This is a genomic window from Clavibacter sepedonicus (assembly GCF_000069225.1).
Classification (GTDB): Bacteria; Actinomycetota; Actinomycetes; order Actinomycetales; family Microbacteriaceae; genus Clavibacter; species Clavibacter sepedonicus.
The window spans coordinates 2267499-2286653 of the sequence record NC_010407.1 but is presented as its reverse complement, the minus strand read 5'-3'; the positions used below and the strand labels follow the sequence as shown (position 1 = coordinate 2286653).

The 19155-nt window shown below is 74.6% G+C and carries 17 protein-coding genes and 1 pseudogene; 7 read left to right on the top strand and 11 right to left on the bottom strand.

The window, feature by feature from the left end; translation table 11 throughout:
- Positions 1 to 98: 98 nt before the first annotated feature.
- Together CMS_RS17965 and CMS_RS10695 are read left to right on the top strand one after the other, a co-directional pair.
- On the top strand, positions 99 to 2384 hold the full coding sequence (locus tag CMS_RS17965) for a DEAD/DEAH box helicase (protein ID WP_012299471.1): 2286 nt from the start codon (positions 99 to 101) through the stop codon (positions 2382 to 2384).
- Positions 2385 to 2481: 97 nt separating this feature from the next.
- A complete protein-coding gene (locus tag CMS_RS10695) occupies positions 2482 to 3444 on the top strand; it encodes an IS481-like element IS1121 family transposase (RefSeq protein WP_012299470.1) in 963 nt (320 codons plus the stop codon).
- 29 nt (positions 3445 to 3473) lie between these two features.
- Here CMS_RS10695 and soxR read toward each other — a convergent pair whose 3' ends face one another.
- The gene (gene soxR, locus CMS_RS10690; protein WP_012299469.1) at positions 3474 to 3944 is read right to left on the bottom strand and encodes a redox-sensitive transcriptional activator SoxR; all 471 of its coding nucleotides are present in this window, start codon (positions 3942 to 3944) and stop codon (positions 3474 to 3476) included.
- 106 nt (positions 3945 to 4050) lie between these two features.
- Here soxR and fdxA point away from each other — a divergent pair, with 106 nt between their 5' ends.
- Positions 4051 to 4377, top strand: a complete 327-nt coding sequence (fdxA, locus tag CMS_RS10685; RefSeq protein WP_012299468.1) for a ferredoxin — start codon at positions 4051 to 4053, stop codon at positions 4375 to 4377.
- Complete coding sequence (locus tag CMS_RS10680) at positions 4374 to 4868, top strand: flavin reductase family protein (protein WP_012299467.1); 495 nt, start codon at positions 4374 to 4376, stop codon at positions 4866 to 4868. Before fdxA ends, CMS_RS10680 begins: the two co-directional genes overlap by 4 nt.
- Positions 4869 to 4894: 26 nt before the next feature.
- On the opposite strand, the gene CMS_RS10675 is transcribed toward CMS_RS10680, so the two are convergent.
- From CMS_RS10675 to CMS_RS10665, 3 genes are all read right to left on the bottom strand, one after another.
- Positions 4895 to 6199 carry a type II toxin-antitoxin system HipA family toxin gene (locus CMS_RS10675; protein WP_012299466.1) on the bottom strand — a complete coding sequence of 435 codons (1305 nt, stop codon included), beginning with the start codon at positions 6197 to 6199 and terminating at the stop codon, positions 4895 to 4897.
- A complete protein-coding gene (locus CMS_RS10670) occupies positions 6199 to 6435 on the bottom strand; it encodes a helix-turn-helix domain-containing protein (protein ID WP_012299465.1) in 237 nt (78 codons plus the stop codon). The genes CMS_RS10675 and CMS_RS10670 overlap by 1 nt, the downstream gene beginning before the upstream one ends.
- 135 nt (positions 6436 to 6570) lie before the next feature.
- On the bottom strand, positions 6571 to 8493 hold the full coding sequence (locus CMS_RS10665; RefSeq protein ID WP_012299464.1) for a LamG-like jellyroll fold domain-containing protein: 1923 nt from the start codon (positions 8491 to 8493) through the stop codon (positions 6571 to 6573).
- Positions 8494 to 8555: 62 nt separating this feature from the next.
- Between CMS_RS10665 and CMS_RS10660 the strand changes: the two genes are divergently transcribed.
- On the top strand, positions 8556 to 9176 hold the full coding sequence (locus CMS_RS10660; protein WP_012299463.1) for an HD domain-containing protein: 621 nt from the start codon (positions 8556 to 8558) through the stop codon (positions 9174 to 9176).
- A complete protein-coding gene (locus CMS_RS10655) occupies positions 9173 to 9460 on the top strand; it encodes a hypothetical protein (RefSeq protein ID WP_012299462.1) in 288 nt (95 codons plus the stop codon). The genes CMS_RS10660 and CMS_RS10655 overlap by 4 nt, the downstream gene beginning before the upstream one ends.
- A 19-nt stretch (positions 9461 to 9479) precedes the next feature.
- Here the strand turns inward: CMS_RS10655 and CMS_RS10650 are convergent, their stop codons facing one another.
- The 5 genes and pseudogenes from CMS_RS10650 to CMS_RS17955 all read right to left on the bottom strand — a co-directional run.
- Positions 9480 to 11585, bottom strand: a complete 2106-nt coding sequence (locus CMS_RS10650; RefSeq protein WP_012299461.1) for a YhgE/Pip family protein — start codon at positions 11583 to 11585, stop codon at positions 9480 to 9482.
- Positions 11582 to 12277: a hypothetical protein gene (locus CMS_RS10645; protein WP_012299460.1), complete on the bottom strand. Its 696-nt coding sequence runs from the start codon at positions 12275 to 12277 to the stop codon at positions 11582 to 11584. The genes CMS_RS10650 and CMS_RS10645 overlap by 4 nt, the downstream gene beginning before the upstream one ends.
- Positions 12274 to 12966 carry a TetR/AcrR family transcriptional regulator gene (locus CMS_RS10640; protein ID WP_012299459.1) on the bottom strand — a complete coding sequence of 231 codons (693 nt, stop codon included), beginning with the start codon at positions 12964 to 12966 and terminating at the stop codon, positions 12274 to 12276. The genes CMS_RS10645 and CMS_RS10640 overlap by 4 nt, the downstream gene beginning before the upstream one ends.
- An 81-nt stretch (positions 12967 to 13047) precedes the next feature.
- Positions 13048 to 13464 carry a helix-turn-helix domain-containing protein gene (locus CMS_RS17960; protein ID WP_223842631.1) on the bottom strand — a complete coding sequence of 139 codons (417 nt, stop codon included), beginning with the start codon at positions 13462 to 13464 and terminating at the stop codon, positions 13048 to 13050.
- Positions 13465 to 13553: 89 nt separating this feature from the next.
- Positions 13554 to 14045: pseudogene (locus CMS_RS17955) on the bottom strand (AraC family transcriptional regulator); the annotation flags it as partial.
- Between the two features lie 563 nt (positions 14046 to 14608).
- Between CMS_RS17955 and CMS_RS10620 the strand changes: the two are divergent.
- On the top strand, positions 14609 to 14812 hold the full coding sequence (locus CMS_RS10620; protein ID WP_011931895.1) for a hypothetical protein: 204 nt from the start codon (positions 14609 to 14611) through the stop codon (positions 14810 to 14812).
- Positions 14813 to 14873: 61 nt separating this feature from the next.
- On the opposite strand, the gene CMS_RS10615 is transcribed toward CMS_RS10620, so the two are convergent.
- A complete protein-coding gene (locus CMS_RS10615) occupies positions 14874 to 17906 on the bottom strand; it encodes an AAA family ATPase (protein WP_012299458.1) in 3033 nt (1010 codons plus the stop codon).
- A complete protein-coding gene (locus CMS_RS10610; protein ID WP_012299457.1) occupies positions 17906 to 19084 on the bottom strand; it encodes an exonuclease SbcCD subunit D in 1179 nt (392 codons plus the stop codon). The genes CMS_RS10615 and CMS_RS10610 overlap by 1 nt, the downstream gene beginning before the upstream one ends.
- Positions 19085 to 19155 lie beyond the last annotated feature (71 nt).

Below are 19155 nucleotides of genomic sequence, written 5' to 3'. Positions count from 1 at the left end.
CTGCCCGGGTTGAGAGCAGCTCTGCGCACCCTGATCCTGTAGCGCGCTGCTTCGCACATGCGCACTGTCATGCATCCGAGCAGAACGAGGAATCCCTCATGCCCTACAACAACGACTCCCCGCGCGGCGCCAAGCGCGCCCCCGCGGGATCCCGCAGCCCGAACCACCGCGGCTACAACTCCGATCCCGCGCCCAAGAAGCAGCGCTGGAACGCCGACGAGCGCGCCCAGCGCTCCGGCCAGGACGACCGCCCCCAGCGCGGCGGCGCAGCCCGCCCCGCACGCGGCGGCGACCGCCCCAACTGGGAGCCCCGCGCCGAGCGCCCCGCCGGCCGCGGCGAGCGTCCCGCGTACGGCGACCGTCCCAACCGCGCCGGCCAGCGCCCCGAGCGCGGCGACGCCCGCCCGCAGCGCGGCGAGCGCCCCTCCTACGGCGGCGGCAACGACCGCGGCCAGCGCAGCGAGCGTCCCTCCTACGGTGCCGAGCGCGGCCAGCGTTCCGAGCGTCCGTCCTACGGGAACGCGCGTCCGGCGCGCGACGAGCGCTCCGAGCGTCCGTCGTACAACGACCGCGCCCCGCGCAACGACCGTCCGTCCTACGGGAACGACCGGCCGCAGCGGTCGGAGCGTCCGTCGTGCGACGACCGTCCGGCTCGTTCGGAGCGTCCCTCCCACAACGACCGCGCCGAGCGTCCCTCGTACGGCGACCGCGCCCAGCGCTCCGAGCGCCCCGCGTACAACGACCGCGCCGAGCGCCCGTCGTACAACGACCGGAACACCCGCACCGAGCGTCCCGCGTACAGCGACCGTCCGGCTCGCGCCGAGCGCCCGTCGTACAACGACTCCCGCCCGGCCCGCACGGAGCGTCCGTCGTACGGTGACCGTGCCGAGCGAACGGAGCGTCCGTCCTACAACGACCGCCCGGCTCGCACGGAGCGTCCGTCCTACAACGACCGCCCGGCTCGCACGGAGCGTCCGTCCTACAACGACCGCCCGGCACGCACGGAGCGTCCCTCGTACGGCGACCGCCCGCAGCGCTCCGAGCGCCCCTCCTACGGCGACCGCCCCCAGCGCAGCGAGCGCCCGTCCTACGACGACGCCCGCCCCAAGCGCGACAGCGACTTCTACCCGAGCAAGGAGGGCGCCCCGCGCCACGCTCCCGCCGAGGACGTCGTGCTCGAGCGCCTCGAGGCCCAGGCCACCACGGCCAAGGACGTCGACGGCGTGACCTTCGCGGCCCTCGGCCTCGGCCAGAACATCGTGCGCGTGCTCGAGGAGCTGGGCGCATCCAGCCCGTTCCCGATCCAGGCCGCCACCATCCCGGACGTGCTCGCGGGTCGCGACGTGCTCGGCCGCGGCCGCACCGGATCCGGCAAGACCATCGCGTTCGGCGCGCCCCTCGTGGAGCGCCTGCTCGAGAACGACGGCGCGAAGAACCGCAAGATGGGCCGCAAGCCCCGCGCGCTGATCCTCGCCCCGACGCGCGAGCTCGCCATGCAGATCGACCGCACGGTGCAGCCCATCGCCCGCTCCGTCGGCCTGTTCACCACCACGATCTTCGGCGGCGTGCCGCAGTTCAAGCAGGTCGGGGCTCTCCAGCGCGGCGTCGACATCCTCATCGCGACCCCCGGCCGCCTCGAGGACCTCATCGACCAGGGCCGCCTCGACCTCTCGGAGATCGTCGTCACCGTGCTCGACGAGGCCGACCACATGTGCGACCTCGGGTTCCTCGAGCCCGTGCAGCGGATCCTCCGCCAGGTGAAGAAGGACGGCCAGCGCCTGCTCTTCTCCGCCACGCTCGACAAGGGCGTCGCGACGCTCGTCAACGAGTTCCTGCCGTCGCCCAGCGTCCACGAGGTCGCGGGCGAGGACCAGGCATCGTCGACCATCGACCACCGCGTGCTCCTCATCGAGCAGCGCGACAAGGCCGCGATCATCGAGCAGCTGAGCTCCGGCGAGGGCAAGACGCTGATCTTCGCCCGCACCCGCGCGTTCGCCGAGCAGCTCGCCGACCAGCTCGAGGACGCCGGCATCCCGGCCACGTCGCTGCACGGCGACCTCAACCAGGCGCGTCGCACGCGCAACCTGCAGCTCCTCACGAGCGGCAAGGTCCGCGTGCTCGTCGCCACCGACGTGGCCGCCCGCGGCATCCATGTCGACGACATCGGGCTGGTCATCCAGGCCGACGCGCCCGACGAGTACAAGAGCTACCTCCACCGCGCCGGCCGCACGGGCCGCGCGGGCAAGCAGGGCACCGTCGTGACGCTGATCACGAAGGCCCGCCGTCGCCGCATGGACGACCTCCTGGGTCGCGCCGAGATCAAGGCGACGACCGTCATGGCCGCCGCCGGGGACCGCGTCATCGCGGACCTCGCGCGCGTCTAGCTGTACTCGGCCATGACGTTGGTGACACTTCGGGGCGTGTGAAGAGGCCTCCTGGCTTGATGGAGCTGTTCAGTTCAACCATCGCCAGGAGGCCTCGATGTCCCACGGTAATGCTCGTCTGACGGTTCACGGGAGGGTTCTCCTCGTGCGGCGGGTGGTGGAGGATCGTCGGCCGGTCGCGCACGTCGCGCGGGAGCTGGGGGTGTCGCGGCAGTGCGCGCATCGATGGGTGAACCGGTTCCGTGCCGAGGGGCTGCGAGGGCTGACGGATCGGTCATCGCGGCCCCGGTCAGTACCGAGGCGAACGAGCCCGGAGCGGGAACGGGCCGTGCTGGAAGCGCGGGCCCAGTTGCGGGCGGGTCCTGCGCGGCTGGCGCCGGTGACAGGTGTTCCATCCCGTACGATCTCCCGCATCCTGCGCCGGCACGGGGCGCCGCCGTTGGCATGGTTGGACCCCGTCACCGGGGCCGTGATCCGGGCATCCCGGTCAACGGCGCACCGGTATGAGCACGAGCATCCGGGTGATCTGATCCACGTGGACGTGAAGAAGCTCGGGAGGATCCCGGACGGAGGCGGCTGGCGGGTCCACGGGCGCAGCGAGCAGGTCCGCGGCCGCGGGATCGGGTTCGATTACGTCCATGCCGCGGTCGATGACCACACCCGTCTCGCCTACGCGGAGATCCATCCCGATGAGAAAGGCGCGACCGCGGCCGGGTTCCTGACCCGCGCAGCGGCGTACTTCGCCGGGCGCGGGATCACCCGGATCGAGCGGGTCATCACGGACAACGCGTTCGCCTACCGGCACTCGACCGCGTTCAAGAACGCCGTCCAGGACCTGGGCGCGCGGCAGAAGTTCATCCGCCCGCACTGCCCCTGGCAGAACGGCAAGGTCGAGCGCTTCAACCGGACCCTCGCGACCGAGTGGGCCTACCGGCAACCCTTCACCGGCAACCAACACCGGGCCGACGCGCTTGACCCCTTCATCGAGCACTACAACACTGAACGAATCCACTCAAGCCACGGGCTCACGCCCGCGGCCCGAGTGTCACCAACGTCATGACCCAGTACAGCTAGGGCGGCGCCCGCGGCTCAGTCCAGCTGCACCCGCCGCGGCCCCGCCCCGCGGTCGCCCAGCGCGTCGTCCGGGTTCAGCAGCCCGCACGCCTTCATCGAGAGGCAGCCGCAGCCGATGCAGCCGGTCAGCTCGCGCTCGAGCCGCTCGATGCCGCGGCGCCGCTCCTCGAGCAGGCGCTTCCACCTGCGGGACGCGCGCTGCCAGTCGGCGTGGCTGGGCGGGCGGTCGAGCGGGACGTCGTCGAAGGTGGACTGCACGTCGGCGAGCGGGATGCCCAGGCGCTTGGCCACCGTGATCAGCGACACGCGTCGCAGCATGTGCCGCGCGTAGCGCCGCTGGTTGCCGGCCGTGCGCTCGGCGGCGATGAGGCCGAGGTCCTCGTAGAAGCGGAGGGCGGAGGCGGCGACGCCCGTGCGGCGGGTCATCTCGCCGACCGTGAGCTGCTCGCCGGGCGCGTGCCGCGGCCCCGCCTGCGCATCCGCCACGACGTCCCCCCTCGATTGACCTCAAGGGTACGTGAGGTTCTAACGTGGAGACCATGCGCATCGCCACCCCCGCCGCCGCGTCGGCCGCCACCCGTCAGGACGCCCTGTGACCTGCGTGATCGCCCTCCCGTGTGTCGACGTGAAGGACCGCGCGTGCATCGACGAGTGCCCCGTGGACTGCATCTACGAGGGCGAGCGGAGCCTGTACATCCACCCCGACGAGTGCGTGGACTGCGGTGCGTGCGAGCCCGTGTGCCCGGTCGAGGCGATCTACTACGAGGACGACCTGCCCGAGAAGTGGTCGGACTACTACACGGCCAACGTCGAGTTCTTCGCCGAGATGGGATCCCCGGGCGGCGCCGTGAAGGTCGGGACCGTCGCGTACGACCACCCGGTGGTGGCCGCCGTCCCGCGCCAGGGCGAGCCCGCGTGAGCGCCGACCCCGACCTCTTCAAGGCCGCGTTCCGCGGGCACCCGGCGGGCGTCGCGCTCATCACCGCACGCACTGCTGACGGGCCGTCCGGCCTCACCGCGTCGAGCGTCGCGTCGCTCTCGGTGGATCCGCCCGCCCTGTCGTTCTCGGTGACGCGCGCCACGGGATCCGCCGGCGCGATCCTCGGGGCCGACACCTACCTCGTGCACCTGCTCGCCGGGCAGCACGCCGCGCTCGCCCGCGCGTTCGCCGTCTCCGGGTCCCCGCGATTCACCGAGGAGCAGGGCTTCCAGGAGCTGCCGACCGGCGAGCCGCTGCTCGCCGACGCGCGCGCCGCCCTCCGCTGCCGCACCATCCAGACCGTGCCGGTCGGCGGATCCGTGCTGGTCGTCGCCGAGGTCCTCGACGTCATCCTGGGCGAGCCCGCCCCGCCGCTCGTCTACCGCGACCGCCGCTTCCACCTGCTCGAGGACGACCACCCGGAGCTCTGAGGCCGGGTGGCCACCACGGCCGCATCTCACCGGCGGACGGGGCCGCCCCACCCGCCGGGGCTCTCCGGCAGGTAGCGGAGGGGCGGGTCGCCCTCGTCCGTGCCCGCGTCAGGTGTCGAGCTGGGGGCATCGTCGAGCAGCTGTGCGCAGAGGGCGGAGATGGAGCGCGCGAGGTCGGGTGCGGCCCCGGCGTCCGGCTCCTCCGTCGCGACGAATCCCGAGATCTCCGCGATGGTCGTCCTGACCAGCTCATCGGCGCCGCGCAGTCCCCATGACCGCGCCTCGGCGATGAGGTGCACGGCTCGGAGGTCGCGGTGCTGTCGCACACCGTCGACGTGGAGGGCAATGACGGGGTCGACGTCCTGGTGCAGCTGCGGGACGATGTCGTAGGCCGGTGCCAGGGTCATCGACCCGTCCGGGCGGTGGAGCAAGGACAGGTTCTTGGCGTGCATGTCGAGGTTCCCGACGGCAGCTGACAGGGTCATCATCTGCGCGAGCCGCGCGAGCGATCCCGTGTCCGCCTGTCGCACGACGCGGGCGATGGCGGCGAGGCCCGGGTGTCCGTCGTCCTCGTACTTCCCGTCGCCGCTCATGCCGAGCGCCTGGTTGAAGTCCTCCTGATGGATGCGTCCGTCGGGTGAGCCCGGATCGCGGTCGTAACGCTCGATCACGAGCGCCGACGTGCGGCCGAACATCCTGATCTCCGTCGCGTAGTCGAGCAGGCCGAGATGCCGGGCGATGCGCGCGCCGTACTCCTCGTCGAAGATCAGGGTCGGCATGGTCATGAGGATGGGCTTGATGATGTGGGTGGAAGGGAAGCCGTCGAGGGGTTCCGCCCAGCCGGACGCCGTCCGGGCCAGCACGATCTTGTCCTGCACTCCCGCGAGCGACGACATCCGGCGGGCGGTGCTGTTGCCGAGCGGTGCCGCCCTCACGGCTTTCATCGACTTCTCCACGCCGAGATTGTCGATGGGGACGGCTTCGGGCTTCCGCGGTTCGTCGGGGCCTTCCGGGTCCCAGATGCGGAGGGCCCCGGCGACGTCGCGTCCGTAGCGGGCCAGCATGCCGATCGTGTAGTCGGCGGTGACTCCTGCGCGTCCGGCCAGGCTGGTCCTCGCGCGCCCCTCGGGTAGCAGCTCGTCGAAGAAGTTCCGGCGCAGGGCGGCGTCCGCAGGCCGGGCGCGGGTGATGAGCGGGACGGCGACGGAGAGGAGTCGACTGCCGATGCCGTGTGCGGCCACCGCCTGCGGGTCGGCGACGAAGTCGAAGCCGCCCCGCCTCTCGATCAGCTCACCGAGGCGCTCGCCGTAGAGCTCGACCGCGAGCCGCATCAGCGGGCGTCCGGATCGTCGACGAGGTCGGCGCTCAGCGTCAGACCGGTCTCGCGAGCGAAGTCGAACAGTCGCTCGAGGGCCTTGATCGACTTGCCGAGCTCCATCTCCGCGATGTAGCTCTGCCGGACGTCGAGGACGGCGGCCAGCTCGCGCTGGGTCATCCCGCGCTGCAGACGCGCCTCGCGGAGGACGAGACCGAGGGTGGTCGGATCCGTGATGGCCGCCGTGCGCATGCTGTCTCCCGTCGCGATGTCGCGGACGGATGTGATCCGCTTATCCGGATCACTCTAGCGCATCCGATTTTCCGGATCAAGCCTCGCGATTCGGAAATCCGGATCGCCGCGCCCCATCGCACGCGTCGAGATGCGTCACGCGATCATGAACTCCGACGGCTTCAGCGCGCGCTCCACGATCCGCACGTCGCCGATCGACGCCGGGAGCACGTGGTCGAGCTTCCCTGCGTAGAGGTTCGCACCGAGCAGCCACGAGGTGGCGGGCGACGCTGCGGCCAGCCCGCGGTTCCCGGTCGAGGGGTTCCGCACGACCGGGCAGCCGTCGACGTACATCGTCGTGTGCTGGCCGTCGTTCACGACCGCCACGTGCCACCACCGCGCCGGCGGCAGCTCGTGCGACCAGTTCGTGAGGGATCCCTGCTGCGTGGTCGGGTAGACGCACCACTGGATCTCGCGGCTGCCGGAGACGCTGAGGGTCGCGGCGGGCTCGTCCGGGTCGCCCGCGTCGCCGGGCGTCCTGCCCGCGTCCTTCGCGGAGGCGGCGCGGGAGAGGATCGCGCTGAAGCCGTCGGCGTCGCCGTCGAAGTCGGCCGGGATGCGGACGAACGCCTCGACCGTGTAGCCCTGGCGGAAGGTCGCGGCGTCCAGCGGGGCGCCCGGCACGGTGCGCAGGTAGTCGCCCGACTCCTTGCCGCCCGTGAGGGTGAGGCTGCCGAAGCCCGGCTGGTCGTCGTGGTGCGCGGAGGCGAAGCGGAGGGATCCGGCCGCCGCGCCCGCGCGGTTCGCCACCACGAGGTCGTTGCCGCGGCCGGACGCGTCGGGGATGCGGGTGGCGGTGCCGAGCGCGGATCCGTCGGCGTGCCCGTCGAAGCGCCAGTACGCGACCGTGCCGGCCACGAGCATCTGCGACGCCGGGCGGGCCGGGCGCGCGGGGACGGGCGCGAAGCCCGCGAACCGCGCCTCGAAGTCGACGCTCACCGTGAACCGGTCGACGTCGCCGGAGAGGAAGGCCTCCTCGTCCGCGAGCTCGTTGCCCGTGCCGAGGCCGCCGCCGAGGATGAACGGCGACAGCGTCTCGACGTCGATCGCGTTCCGCTCGAGGTCCACGTGGTACAGCCGGATCATCGCGGCGCCGCCGTAGTAGCGGTCCTGGTAGTTCACGAGGTGCATGGCGACGTCGTGGCCAGCGCGGTTCTGCATCGTCGTGCGGCCGGGCTTCCAGTAGTGCCCGTTGAGGGTCAGGAAGATCTGGTCGTGCTGGGAGATGAAGGAGTCCCAGAGGCCCTGGCCGTAGTCGTCGAGCACGGCGGATCCGTCGGGCTTCGAGTCGACGATGTCGTGCGCCGTGAGGATCACCGGCAGCGTCGGGTGCGCCGCGAGCACGCCGCGCGCCCACTCGACGCCGCGCGCGCTCGTGCGCCAGTCGAGCGCGAGCACGAGCCAGTCGCGGCCGCCCGCCGTGAAGGTGTGGAACGAGTTGTAGCCGTCGGGGCTGGATCCGCGGTAGCTCGGCGACTTCCGGAAGCGCTTCGGCCCGAACGCGTCGAGGTACGGCGTGCGGCCGCGCTGGTCGTCGGTGGAGGAGTCGACGTCGTGGTTGCCGGCGAGCACGCTCCACGCGGCGCCGGCCTTGTCGAGGAGCGTGAACTGCGCGCTCGCGGCCTGGATCTCGTTCGCGGCGCCGTTCTGCGTCACGTCGCCGAGGTGCGCGAGGAAGACGATGTTGTGGCGATCCCGCTCCGCCAGCACGTAGCGCAGCGACGCCTCGAGCGGCTCCGGGTGGATCGACGCGCCGTCGAAGAGGTACTGCGTGTCGGGCAGCACGGCGATCGTGAAGCGGGGCGAGGTCGTGTCGGGCTTCCAGCGCGCGCCGGATCCCTGCTGCGCGGCGGGTGCCTTCGCCGTCGCGCTGTCCGCGACGTCGGCCGCGGTGGCCGCGGTGGCGGGAAGCGCCCCGCCGAGGCCGGCCACGCCGAGCGCGTCGGCCGCGCCGCTCGTGATGAGGAAGCCGCGTCGGGAGAGCGCGGAGGAGGGAGGCGTCGTCGGGTCCTGGGTCACGGACGATCACGGTAGGGGCGGCGGGTGAATCGGATGCGGCGGCCGGGTGGACGGTCGGCACCATGCCAGCATGGGCCATGCGCATCGCCGACTTCCCCGTGCCCGACACGGCGGCCGCCCGCGGCGCCCTCGACCTCGCCACGAGCTACCAGTCGGAGGCGATCACGGCCCACGCTCTCCGCTCCTGGCTCTGGGCCGAGGCGTTCGCGGTGGTCGAGGGGCTGGCGGACGTCGACCACGAGATCCTCTACGTCTCCGCCGTGCTGCACGACATCGGCACGGTCGCCGAGTTCGACAACCACACGGTCTCCTACGAGCACGCGGGCGGGCACGTCGGGGTCGCGCTCACGGCCGGCGCGGGCTGGCCGGCGTCTCGCAGGCAGCGCGTGCTCGACGCGATCGTGCGGCACAACTGGCCGTCGGTGGATCCTGAGCTCGACGTCGAGGGGCACCTGCTGGAGGTCGCGACCGGGCTCGACATCTCCGGCGCGCGGGCCCACGCGCTGCCCGAGGAGTACCTGCGGGAGGTGCTCGCGCTGCATCCGCGCGGCCACCTCGCCGCGGAGTTCGGCGCCTGCGTCGTCGACCAGGCGGAGCGGAAGCCGACGACGGCCGCCCGCCGCCTCGTCGACGGCGGCGTCGTCGCGAAGCTCGCGGCGAACCCGCTCGAGGCGCTCCGATGAGCCGCACCGGGATGCGCGTGCTGCTCGCCGTGGCGGTGCTCGCGACCGCTGGCGGGGCGGTCGCGCTCGTCGTCGCGCTGGCGCAGCCGGTCGTCATCGGCTCGTTCGCGTCCGTCGGTCCCGGGAACCCGTTCCGCGGATCCGGCGTGCACTTCCTCACGACCACTGCGGTCGTGGGCGGGGTGGTGCTCGTCGCGGGTCTGGCGGGCCTGGCGCTCGCGCTCGGGATCCGCCTGGGCGAGCGCGCCCGTCTCGACGGACGGCCCCCGAGCGCCGACCGCTGAGGCGGCCGGCGCGCCCGCGTCACCCGATCAGCGACGGCCGCAGGTCCCGCAGCGTGCGGTGCGACGTGATGCGGATCGCCCCGGCCAGCGCGACGGCGAGTCCCGCGACAAGCCACAGCGCGAGCACGCCGGCATCCTGGGCCGCCTGCCCGAGGTCGCCGCCGTACATGAGCTGGCGGAGCGCATCCACCGCGAAGCTCATCGGCAGCACGTGGTGCAGCGCCGCGAGCGGGCCGGGCAGGGTCTGCCAGGGGAACGTGCCGCCCGCCGTGACGAGCTGCACGACCATGAGCACGAGCCCGAGGAACTGGCCGACGCTGCCGAGCAGCACGTTGAGCGCGAGGATGATCGCCGCGAACGTGATCGAGGCGAGCACCATCGTCCCGTACATGGCGAGCGGGTGGGCGATGCGGAAGCCGAGCGCGCCGGCGACGATCGCGTAGAGGCCGGCCATCTGCACGACGCCGAGGAGCGCGGGCGTCAGCCAGCCGGCCAGCGTGATCCGCAGCGGCGCCTTGCGGGCCGTGATCGCCCGGCGCGACAGCGGCTTGACGATGAGGAACAGGGCGTAGATCCCGATCCACGCGGCGAGGCTGATGAAGAACGGCGCGAGACCTGCGCCGTACTCGCCGGCCTGGGTCACGGCGTCCTGGCGGAGCGCGACGGGATCGCCGATCGTGTCCGCCTGCGCGCCGCGCTGGGCCTCGGTGGAGGCGGGGATCTGGTCGAGCCCGGAGTCGAGGCCATCACGCAGCTTCGTCGTGCCGTCCTGCAGCGTGCCGAGGCCGGACGCGAGCTGGGTCGCGCCGTCGGCGGCGGAGTGCGCGCCCGTGGCGAGGGTCGCGCTGCCGTCGGCGGCCTGGGCGATCCCGTCCGCGAGCGCGGGGGAGGCCTTGGCGAGCGCGTCGGCGCCGTCCGCGACCTGGCGGCTGCCCGTCGCGAGCGTGCCCGCACCGGTGGCGAGGGCGGCGGATCCGGTCTGCAGCTTCCCGGCGCCGTCGGCGACCTGGGCGCTGCCCTGCGCGACCTGCTCGCTGCCGGCGGCGAGCTGCTGCAGCTGGGTGTTCAGACCGTCGCTCTTCCCCGCGGCGCCGGTGATGTCGGTTCCGAGCACGTCGAGCTTCGCCAGCGCGGCGTCGATGTCGGCCTGCGGTATCCCGGCGTCCTGCATGCGCTGCTGGATCGCGGTGCGGATCGCGGGGACCCGTCCGGCGAGCTGGTCGACGCCCGCGGTGGCGGTGGATCCGAGCGCCGCGAGCTGCGCGTTCCCGTCGGCGACCTTGCGCGCGCCCGCCGCGGTCTGCTGCGCGCCCGGGGTGAGCGCGGCGGCGCCGGTCGAGAGGTCGTCCGCGCCGGACGAGAGCGTCGCCGCACCGGATGCGACCTGGTCGGCACCCGAGGCGAGCTTCTGCGTCTGCGCGGGGAGCTGCGCGGTGCCCGAGCGGAGCTGGCCGAGCCCGGAGGAGAGGGTGTCGGCGCCCGTGGCGAGCTTGCCGTTGCCGTCGGCCAGCGAGTCGGCGCCGGAGCGCGCGGACGCGGTGCCGTCGACGAGCTGCTGCGCGCCGGATGCGGCGTCGCCGAGGCTGGAGCGCACGTCGGCGAGGCCGAGCAGGAGCTTGCCCGCGGCCTCGGTGCCGACGCGCGAGGCGACCGACTTCGTGATCCGGGCGCCCGCCTGCTGCGCGATGGTCGTGGCGAGGTAGCTGTTCGCGTCGTCGGTCGCCATGACCACGCGGGCCTGCTGCGGATCCGTGCCCGAGGACGACGAGAGCGCGGCCGAGAAGCCGGACGGGATCGTCAGCGTGAAGTCATAGGTGCCGTCCTCGAGGCCCGTGCGCGCCTCGGCCGAGGAGACCTCGTGCCAGTCGAAGGACGCGTCGTCGAGCACGTCCTTCGCGACGTCGGTGCCGTAGTCGACCGGCTTCCCGTCGACCGTGGCGCCCTGGTCGGCGACGACGAGCGCGGCGGGGACCTTGTCGAGGTTGCTGTACGGATCCTGGTTCGCCCAGAGGTACAGGCCGCCGTAGAGCACGGGCACCAGCACGAGCGCGACGAGCGCGATCTTGGACATGGTGGTGGCGGTGAGGCGCGTCAGCTCGGCGCGCACCAGGGGGATCAGTCTCATCGGTCCAGCGTTCCGTCGATCGAGGGGGTGGGTTCGGGGGTGGTGGGCGCGGCGATCGCGTCGCCGGCGGGGAGGGCCCGGATGGCCTCCGCGGCGGCCTCGCTCGTGACGATGAGGACGCCGGTGCCGGAGCGCGCGAGGTCGCGGAGGACGCGCATCCACTCGGCGACCGCGCCGCCGTGCCGCTCGGGCGAGGTGACGACGACGGCCTCGACGCCCGCGCGCGAGGCGGCGAGCGTCGTGAGCAGGCGGATGCGGGCGACCGCGGGGACGGCCGAGAAGGGGGCCCGGGCGAGGTCGGAGAGCCCCTGATCGTCGAGGATCACGCCGACCTCGTGCCGGCCGGAGCGGTGCCCGGCGAGGGCGAGCTCCTCGGCGACGACCGCGCGGAGCGTGACGTCGTCAGCGGGCTCGTTGATCCGCGGGGTGTCGACGAGCGCGACCCGCTCGGCGACGCGCGCGGCGACGGCCTTCGGGTCGGCGTCGGCTGCGGGGGCGTCGTCGCCGTCGAGGGCGAGCGTCCCGCCGTCGATGCGCATGCGCCCGGAGGCGACGAGCGACAGGACGGTCGGCCGCAGCTCGGTCTCGGCGACGGCGACCACGGGATCCGGGCCGCCGTAGGAGAGGGAGATCGCGGGCAGGGCGGGCGCGGGGCCGTCGCCGACACGCGCGTCGGTGAGGGTGACGATCACGATGCGGCTCCGGCGGTCGACGCGGGGGTGGTGGTCGCGGGCGCTTCGTCCGCGCGGGGCGCCGCCTCGCGGAGCTCCGGGGTGGCGGCGATGAGCTCGCCGGCCGCCCGCCAGTCGAGGCCGCAGATGGCGAGGGAGGTGAGGAGCACGAGGGAGTGGCCCTCCGCGCGGCCGATGTCGCTGCGCGTGGCCTCGTCGAGCACCGCGAGCGCGCCGCCCTCGACGAGCCGCGCGAGCGTGGGGGCGGGGATGTCGCTGCGCAGCTCGCCCGCCGCGATCCCGCGCTCGACGACGCGCAGCAGCTCGGCGCGGAGCGGCGCCAGCTCGGTGGCGACCTCGCGCGCGAGCGGCCCGCGCACGGCGACGCGGGCCATGACGCGCACCTGCTCGACCTCGGCCCAGAGGCGCGCGCCGATGAGGGCGAGGTGGATCCGGCTGTCGGGATGCGTGATCCCCTCGAGCGACTCGACGACGCGCCGGGCGCCGCGCTGCAGCACCTCGCGCACGAGGTCGTCGCGCGTGGCGAAGTGGCCGTAGACGGCGCGACGGCTGAGGCCGGCGGCGGCGGCGATGGTCTCGAGGGAGGCGTCCGGGTCGCGGTCGAGCGCGACCACGGCCGCGTCGATGAGGGCCTGGCGGTTCGTCGCGGCGTCCTTGCGGGGCGCGCGGGCGGAGGCGAGGGAGGTCATGTGACCAGGCTAGTGAGCCTGCACACGTGTGTGCAACTTAGTCGGGCGAGCTCCCAGCCCGCGGCCCGCGCCCCGCCCGGGTCAGCTCCGCAGCGTCTCGCTCGGCAGCTCCCCGAAGACGCCCGCGTACGACGCCGCGAACCGGCCGAGGTGCGCGAAGCCCCACTCCTCGGCGACGCTGCGGACGGTCGTCGAGGTGGGCGTCGCGTCCAGGAGCTGCGCGCGCACGCGGCGCAGGCGGATCCCGCGCAGGTACTCGGTGGGCGTCTGTCCGTGGTGCCGGCGCAGGGCGAGCTGGAGGACGCGCGTCGAGATGCCGGCGGCGGCCGCGGCCTCGGCGGGCGTGATCGGCAGGTGCGCGTTGTGGTGCAGGTACTCGACGGCCACGCGGATGTGCGCCATGCGGGGCGCGCGGAGCTCGGCGGGCAGCTCCACGTCGTCCCAGGGGAAGAGGCGCAGCGTCGCGCGGGCGAGCGAGAGGTCGGCCTCGAGGCGCATGAGGGGGAGGCGTCCGGATCCGTGATGATCGGGGCGGCCGCGGCGACGGCACGGCGCCAGGTGGCCGCGATCTCGGCGGTCGGAGCGCTGCGGTGCTCGAAAAGGAGCGGACGCGCGGGGCCGTGGTGGAACTCGGTCGCGGTCTGTTGGAGGAAGCCCGCGTCGAGGTGCACGCAGTTCTGGCGGGTCGCGGTCGCCTGGTACTGGAACGGCCGGCCGGTGGGGAGGAGCACGGGCAGCTGGGCGGTGCTCGAGTAGGCGCGGGATCCGCGGTCCACCGTGATGCGGCCCTCCAGGAACCAGGTGACGACGTGCTCCGACAGCGTGGCGCCGTCGGCCCAGTGTGGGCCCCCGACCCGGAAGGTGCGGAGCGTCACGCGCTCGCTGCCGAGGGTGGCGTACCGGTAGGAGAAGGAGTCCGAGCGGCGGTCGCGGGCGAAGCGGATGCCCTCGAGCACGGGGGCGAAGGTCGCGGTGGCCTCGTCGGTGTCGGCGCCGGACGCCACGGAGCGGACGAAGGGCTCGGTGGTCGCGGGGGCCGGTGCGGGCGCGGCGACGGAGAAGCCGGTGTCGGCGGCCATGCCCATGACGGCGGCGGTCGCGCCGGCGACGAGCGCGAGCGAGCCGGTGCCGAGCGACGCGGTGTCGAGGGGGTCCGTGTCGGACGAGGACGGATCCACGACCGGTGCGGCGACGAACGCCTCAACCCCGACAGCGTCGGCGTGCGTCGTGCGCGGGCGGAGCGAGGGATCCCTCGTCTCGATGGGGGGCAGCGTGGTGGTCATGGTTCCTGCGGTCTCTGGGCGTCGGTGATCTCCGCCCTCCCGCTCATCATGCATGGTGCTCTCGCGGCAGGGCGCCTCCCGATTCCCGGGAGGTGACAGTCATTCGGCGCGGCCCCGTCAGAGAGCGGGTCGTCGCTCCGCGGATATCCGATCCGCGAAGACCTGTCCCCCGGCAGCTCTTCGCGGCGGCCGCCGTCGGCTCCCCGCCCGTGCCCCGGGGACGCACCGGATCCGCACGGCCGCGCCGCCTAGGCTCGGGTGTCGGCGGCCGCGTCGCGCCGCGATGCACGACGCACCGCGACCCCGCCGGCACCCATCCGCACCCATCCGCACCCATCCGCTCCACCGAGAGGCGCCGCATGACGAGCGACCGGTCCCTGGCCTTCATCCTGCTGCGCTCGTGCCTCGTGATGGTGGCCCTCGGCGTCGTCACCGTGCAGACCGGCGGCGGCCTCGGCGTCGTGGGCGTCGTCGCGTTCGTGCTCGCGGCCGGCCTCGGCGGCGGCGCGACCTTCTACTGGCGGCGGCACCTCGCGGCGAAGCGGCGCGACCCCTTCAGCTGACGCGGGGGCCGGCAGCTGACACGCGGGCCGTGCAGCCGACGCGATCCGGGCGCGCGGCCCCTCACACCGGGTCGGCGACCGTGGACGTGAGGGTCGACGAGCCGTCCGGGCGGCGCCGCACCTCGATCCGGTCGGCGACGCGCTGCTTCAGCTCCTCCACGTGGCTGACGATGCCGACCGTGCGGCCGCCCGAGGAGAGCCGCCCGAGCTCGGACATCACGGCGTCGAGCGTCTCCGGATCCAGCGTGCCGAAGCCCTCGTCGACGAACAGCGTGCCGAGTTGGAGCCCGCCCGCCTCCGCCTGCACGACGTCGGCGAGGCCGAGCGCGAGCGCGAGCGACGCGTAGAAGGTCTCGCCGCCGGAGAAGCTGGCGGGCTCGCGCACGCGGTCGACGACGTGGTCGCGGATCTGCAGCGCGAGCCCCGTCTTCCGCGACCGGCTCGTCGCCTCCCGCTCCTCGCTCACCTCCAGCTCGTAGCGGCCGCTCGACATGATCCGCAGGCGCGCGTTGGCGGCCTGCACCACGTCCTCGAAGCGGCGCAGCAGCACGTAGGTGCCGAGGGTCGTGCCGCGCGTGTTCTCGGGGGTGATGGCGTTCGCGACCTCGGCCATGCGGATCGCCGCGCGCGCCTGGTCGCCCGCCCGGGCGCTCTCCCGGCGGGCGGCGTCGTGCCGGGCGAGGGCTTCGGCGCTGCGTTCGGCGCGGTCCCGGGCGCGGGCGGCGCGCTCGGCGCTCGTGCGCGCGGCGGCCTGGGCGGCGTCGAGGGCGGCGCGGGCGGCGTCGGGATCCGGGTGCTCGGCGCCCGTGAGCGTCGCGATCTCGGGATCCACGAGCCCCTCCGCGACGACGGCCTGCTCCCGCTCGTGCGCGGCGACCCGGCGTGCGACGGCCTCGAGCTCGGCCGGCGGGAGGGCGGCGGCGCGCGCCCCGTCCGCGGTCGCGAAGTCGTGGTCGGCGAGCGCCTGGGCGAACTCCGCGGCGCGCGCGGCGGCGTCGGCGGCCGTGCGCTCGCGGGCGGCGGCGAGGGCGATGAGGCGGTCGACGACGGCGCGCTCGGCGGCGCGGTCGGCGACCAGGGCGGCCACGCGGGGTGCGTCGGCGTCGGCATCGTCCGCCTCGTGCCCGCCCGCCTCGCCCTCGTCCGCGTCCCGCTCCGCGTGCACCGCGCGCACGGCCGCCTCGTCCTCCGCGAGGAGCTCGCGCGCCCGGATCACGCGCTCGCGCAGCCCGGAGAGCGCCGCGCGGGCGTCGTCGCGGCGGGTGCGGATCCGTTCGGTCTCCGCGTCGTGCGCGACGACCGCGGCCTCCGCCGCCCGGAGCGCGCCGCCGGCTGCCTCGGCCTCCGCGAGCCGCGCGGCGCGGGCGGCGACCTCGGCGTCGGCGGCCTCGACCGTGATCCCGTCCAGCGCCGCCTCCGCCACCTCGTGCCGCGCGGTCTCCGCGGCGAGGGCCGCCGCCGCGTCGCCCTGCGTCCGCTCGGCGCGGGCGCGCGCCTCGGCCGCCCGCTCGATCTCGTCGTCGTCCGGGTGGCCGGGAGCGCTCGGGGCCGGATGCGGGTGGTCGACGGCGCCGCACACCGGGCACGGCGCGTCGTCCTCGAGCTCCCGCGCCAGCTCGCCGGCGAGCCCGCGGATCTTCCGCTGCCGGAGCTCCGCCTCGTGGCGCACGGCGGTCGTCGCGGTCGCCGAGCGCGCGTCGAGGGCCTCGCGAGCCGCGGTGATCCGCGCCTCCAGCTCCTCGAGTTCGGCCACGCGCCGCCGGGTCGCCTCCGCCTCGGCGACCGCCGCGCGCGCCGCGTCGACGCCGCCCGCCGCAGCGGCCGCGGCGTCCCGGGCCTCGACCAGCGGGATCCGCCCGGCCGGCCGCTCCGCGAGCGCCGCCTCCGCCTCGTCGGCGGCCGCCTCGCGCGCCGCGACCGCGTCCTCCGCGGCCCGCACGTCGGCGCGTCGGCGCGGCAGCCCGCGCTCGCGCGCCTCCGCGTCGGCCAGCGTCGTGAGCTCCGCCACGAGCGCGTCGCGCCGCTCGGCCAGCGCCGGGGCCGTCGCATCCGCGAGCGCTGTCCGCTCCGCCCGGCATGCCGCGCGGGCCGCGTCGTCCTCGGCCTCGGCCGCGACCCGCGCCGCATCCGCCCGATCACGCGCCGCCAGCGGACCCGCGACCGCCGCCGCGCGTCGCGCCTCCTCCACGCGTCGCGCAAGGCCCGCGATCTCCGCCGCCTCCGCCCGCACGGTTTCCTCGCGCGCGATCAGCGCCCGCCGCCGGTCGAGCGCCCGGGACACCCGCTCGGCGTCGGCGAGCGCGGTCGCCGCGTCCTGCCGTGCACGCTCGTGATCCGTGCGCGCCTCCTCCGCCGCGTCGGCCAGCTCGGCCAGCAGGCGCACGGTGTCGGGGGCGTCGGCGACCTCCAGCGCATCCACCCGCGTCGCCTCGCGCAGCCCCGTGAGCGCCTCGGCGACCCTCGCGTCGGCTGCGTCGGTGCGCGCCTTCGCGGCCGTGCGCATCTCGGCGAGCTGCTTCGCCGTCCGGTCGTAGACGGCCGTCCCGAACAGCGACTGCAGCACGAGCCGCCGCTGCTCGCCCGTGGAGCGCAGGAACTCGGCGAACTCGCCCTGCGGCAGCACGACCGTCTGCACGAACTGCGCGCGCGTGAGCCCGACGATGCGCTGGATCTCCGTGCCCACCTCCTGCGTGCTGGTGCCGACGACCTCGCCCGCGTCGGCGTCCGGCGAGGAGAGCCGCACGAGCGTGGCCGCCGCGTTCTGGTTCGTGGTGCCGGTGCCGCGGGCCTTCGGGCGCTGGTGCTGCGGGCTCCGGCGCACCCGGTGGATCCCCGCGGCCGTCTCGAACACCAGCTCCACGTACGGCTCCACACCGGGTGACGCGTGGTGGCTGTGCAGCCGGTCGCGGCTCGACCCCTCGCTCGCGAGCGACCCGTAGAGCGCGAACACCACGGCGTCGATGAGCGTCGACTTGCCGGATCCCGTGGGCCCCTCCAGCAGGAACAGCCCCGACCGCCCCAGCTCGGCGAAGTCGATGACGTGCTCGTCCGCGAACGGGCCGATCGCCTGGAGCGTGAGCCGGTGCAGGTCCATCAGGCGCTCCGGTCCGCGGCCAGGGCCTGCTCGTACGCCTGCCGCATGACGAGCGCCTCGGCCTCGGTCGGGGCCGCTCCGGTCGCGTACTCCACGAAGTCGGCGGCGACCTCGAGCGGATCCGTCGTCGCGTCGACCACGCGCGACCGCACGCCCTCGACCCGCCCCTCGGGCTCGTGCAGCACCACGAGCGCGTGCGGCAGCGCCTCCCGCACGCGCGCCACGAGGTGCGCCGGATGCACGGGATCGGTCACGTGCACGCGCAGCCACGCGTCGGCGAGGTCGGCGTGCCGCCCGTCGACGATCTCCGCGAGCGTCCCCGTGACCTCCGCGAGCCGCCGCGGCACGGGCGCCGGGATCAGCTCGACCGTCGTGGATCCGTCGGCGGCCAGCTCCACGAGCGCGCTCGACTTCCGCTGCATGCGCTCCCCGAACGAGAACGCGAGCGGCGAGCCGGAGTATCTGATGCGCGGAGTCCTGATGCGCGGCCGCGCGGATCCCGCCCGCACCTCCTGCGCCCCGTGCAGGTGCCCGAGCGCCACGTAGTCCGCGCCGGCGAACACCACCGCCGGCACCTGGTCGAACCCGCCCACGCGGATGTCGCGCTCGCTCTCGCTGGGCTCGGCTCCGGTGACGAACGCGTGCGCGACGACGACGACGCGCGCGCCGGGTCGGCCGGCGGCGTCGGCGCGCACCCGCTCCATCGCGGCGCCCAGCACGGCCTCGTGCGAGCGGGGGAGAGGAGGCGACCCGGGCGCGGCGAGCGTCGCGCGCACGGCTTCCGGATCCAGGTACGGCACCCCGTAGATCGCGACCGGCCCGTGCGCGTCCTCGATCACGACGGGCACGTCGAGCGCCTCCGGCGACGCGAGGATCCGCAGCCCGTCCCGCAGCAGCGCCGACGCGAACCCGAGGCGTGCGGCCGAGTCGTGGTTGCCGGGCGTGACGATGACGGTCGCGAGCGCGCTCAGCCGCGCGAGCGCGTCCCCGAGCAGCCGCACGCTGGGCACACCCGGCACCGCGCGGTCGTAGACGTCACCCGCGACGAGCACCACGTCGACCTCCCGCTCGCGCACGACCTCGACGAGGTGGTCGAGGAACGCGGCGTGGTGCGCGTGCAGGTCCTCGCCGTGGAGGGTGCGCCCAAGGTGCCAGTCGCTCGTGTGGAGGATGCGCACGCGGGTCCTTCCTCGGGGCGGGCTGCGGTGCCCGTCACCCTACCCGAGGGGGCCGACATGGCCGGGCCGGT

Excerpts from the sequence above, each read along its gene's own strand:
- CMS_RS17965 (WP_012299471.1), top strand. The coding sequence starts at position 99 with ATGCCCTACAACAACGACTCCCCGCGCGGCGCCAAGCGCGCCCCCGCG.
- CMS_RS10695 (WP_012299470.1), top strand. The coding sequence starts at position 2,482 with ATGTCCCACGGTAATGCTCGTCTGACGGTTCACGGGAGGGTTCTCCTC.
- CMS_RS10675 (WP_012299466.1), bottom strand. The coding sequence starts at position 6,199 with ATGCGGCTCGCGGTCGAGCTCTACGGCGAGCGCCTCGGTGAGCTGATC.
- CMS_RS10670 (WP_012299465.1), bottom strand. The coding sequence starts at position 6,435 with ATGCGCACGGCGGCCATCACGGATCCGACCACCCTCGGTCTCGTCCTC.
- CMS_RS10660 (WP_012299463.1), top strand. The coding sequence starts at position 8,556 with ATGCCAGCATGGGCCATGCGCATCGCCGACTTCCCCGTGCCCGACACG.
- CMS_RS10655 (WP_012299462.1), top strand. The coding sequence starts at position 9,173 with ATGAGCCGCACCGGGATGCGCGTGCTGCTCGCCGTGGCGGTGCTCGCG.
- CMS_RS10650 (WP_012299461.1), bottom strand. The coding sequence starts at position 11,585 with ATGAGACTGATCCCCCTGGTGCGCGCCGAGCTGACGCGCCTCACCGCC.
- CMS_RS10640 (WP_012299459.1), bottom strand. The coding sequence starts at position 12,966 with ATGACCTCCCTCGCCTCCGCCCGCGCGCCCCGCAAGGACGCCGCGACG.
- CMS_RS17960 (WP_223842631.1), bottom strand. The coding sequence starts at position 13,464 with ATGCGCCTCGAGGCCGACCTCTCGCTCGCCCGCGCGACGCTGCGCCTC.
- CMS_RS10620 (WP_011931895.1), top strand. The coding sequence starts at position 14,609 with ATGACGAGCGACCGGTCCCTGGCCTTCATCCTGCTGCGCTCGTGCCTC.
- CMS_RS10615 (WP_012299458.1), bottom strand. The coding sequence starts at position 17,906 with ATGGACCTGCACCGGCTCACGCTCCAGGCGATCGGCCCGTTCGCGGAC.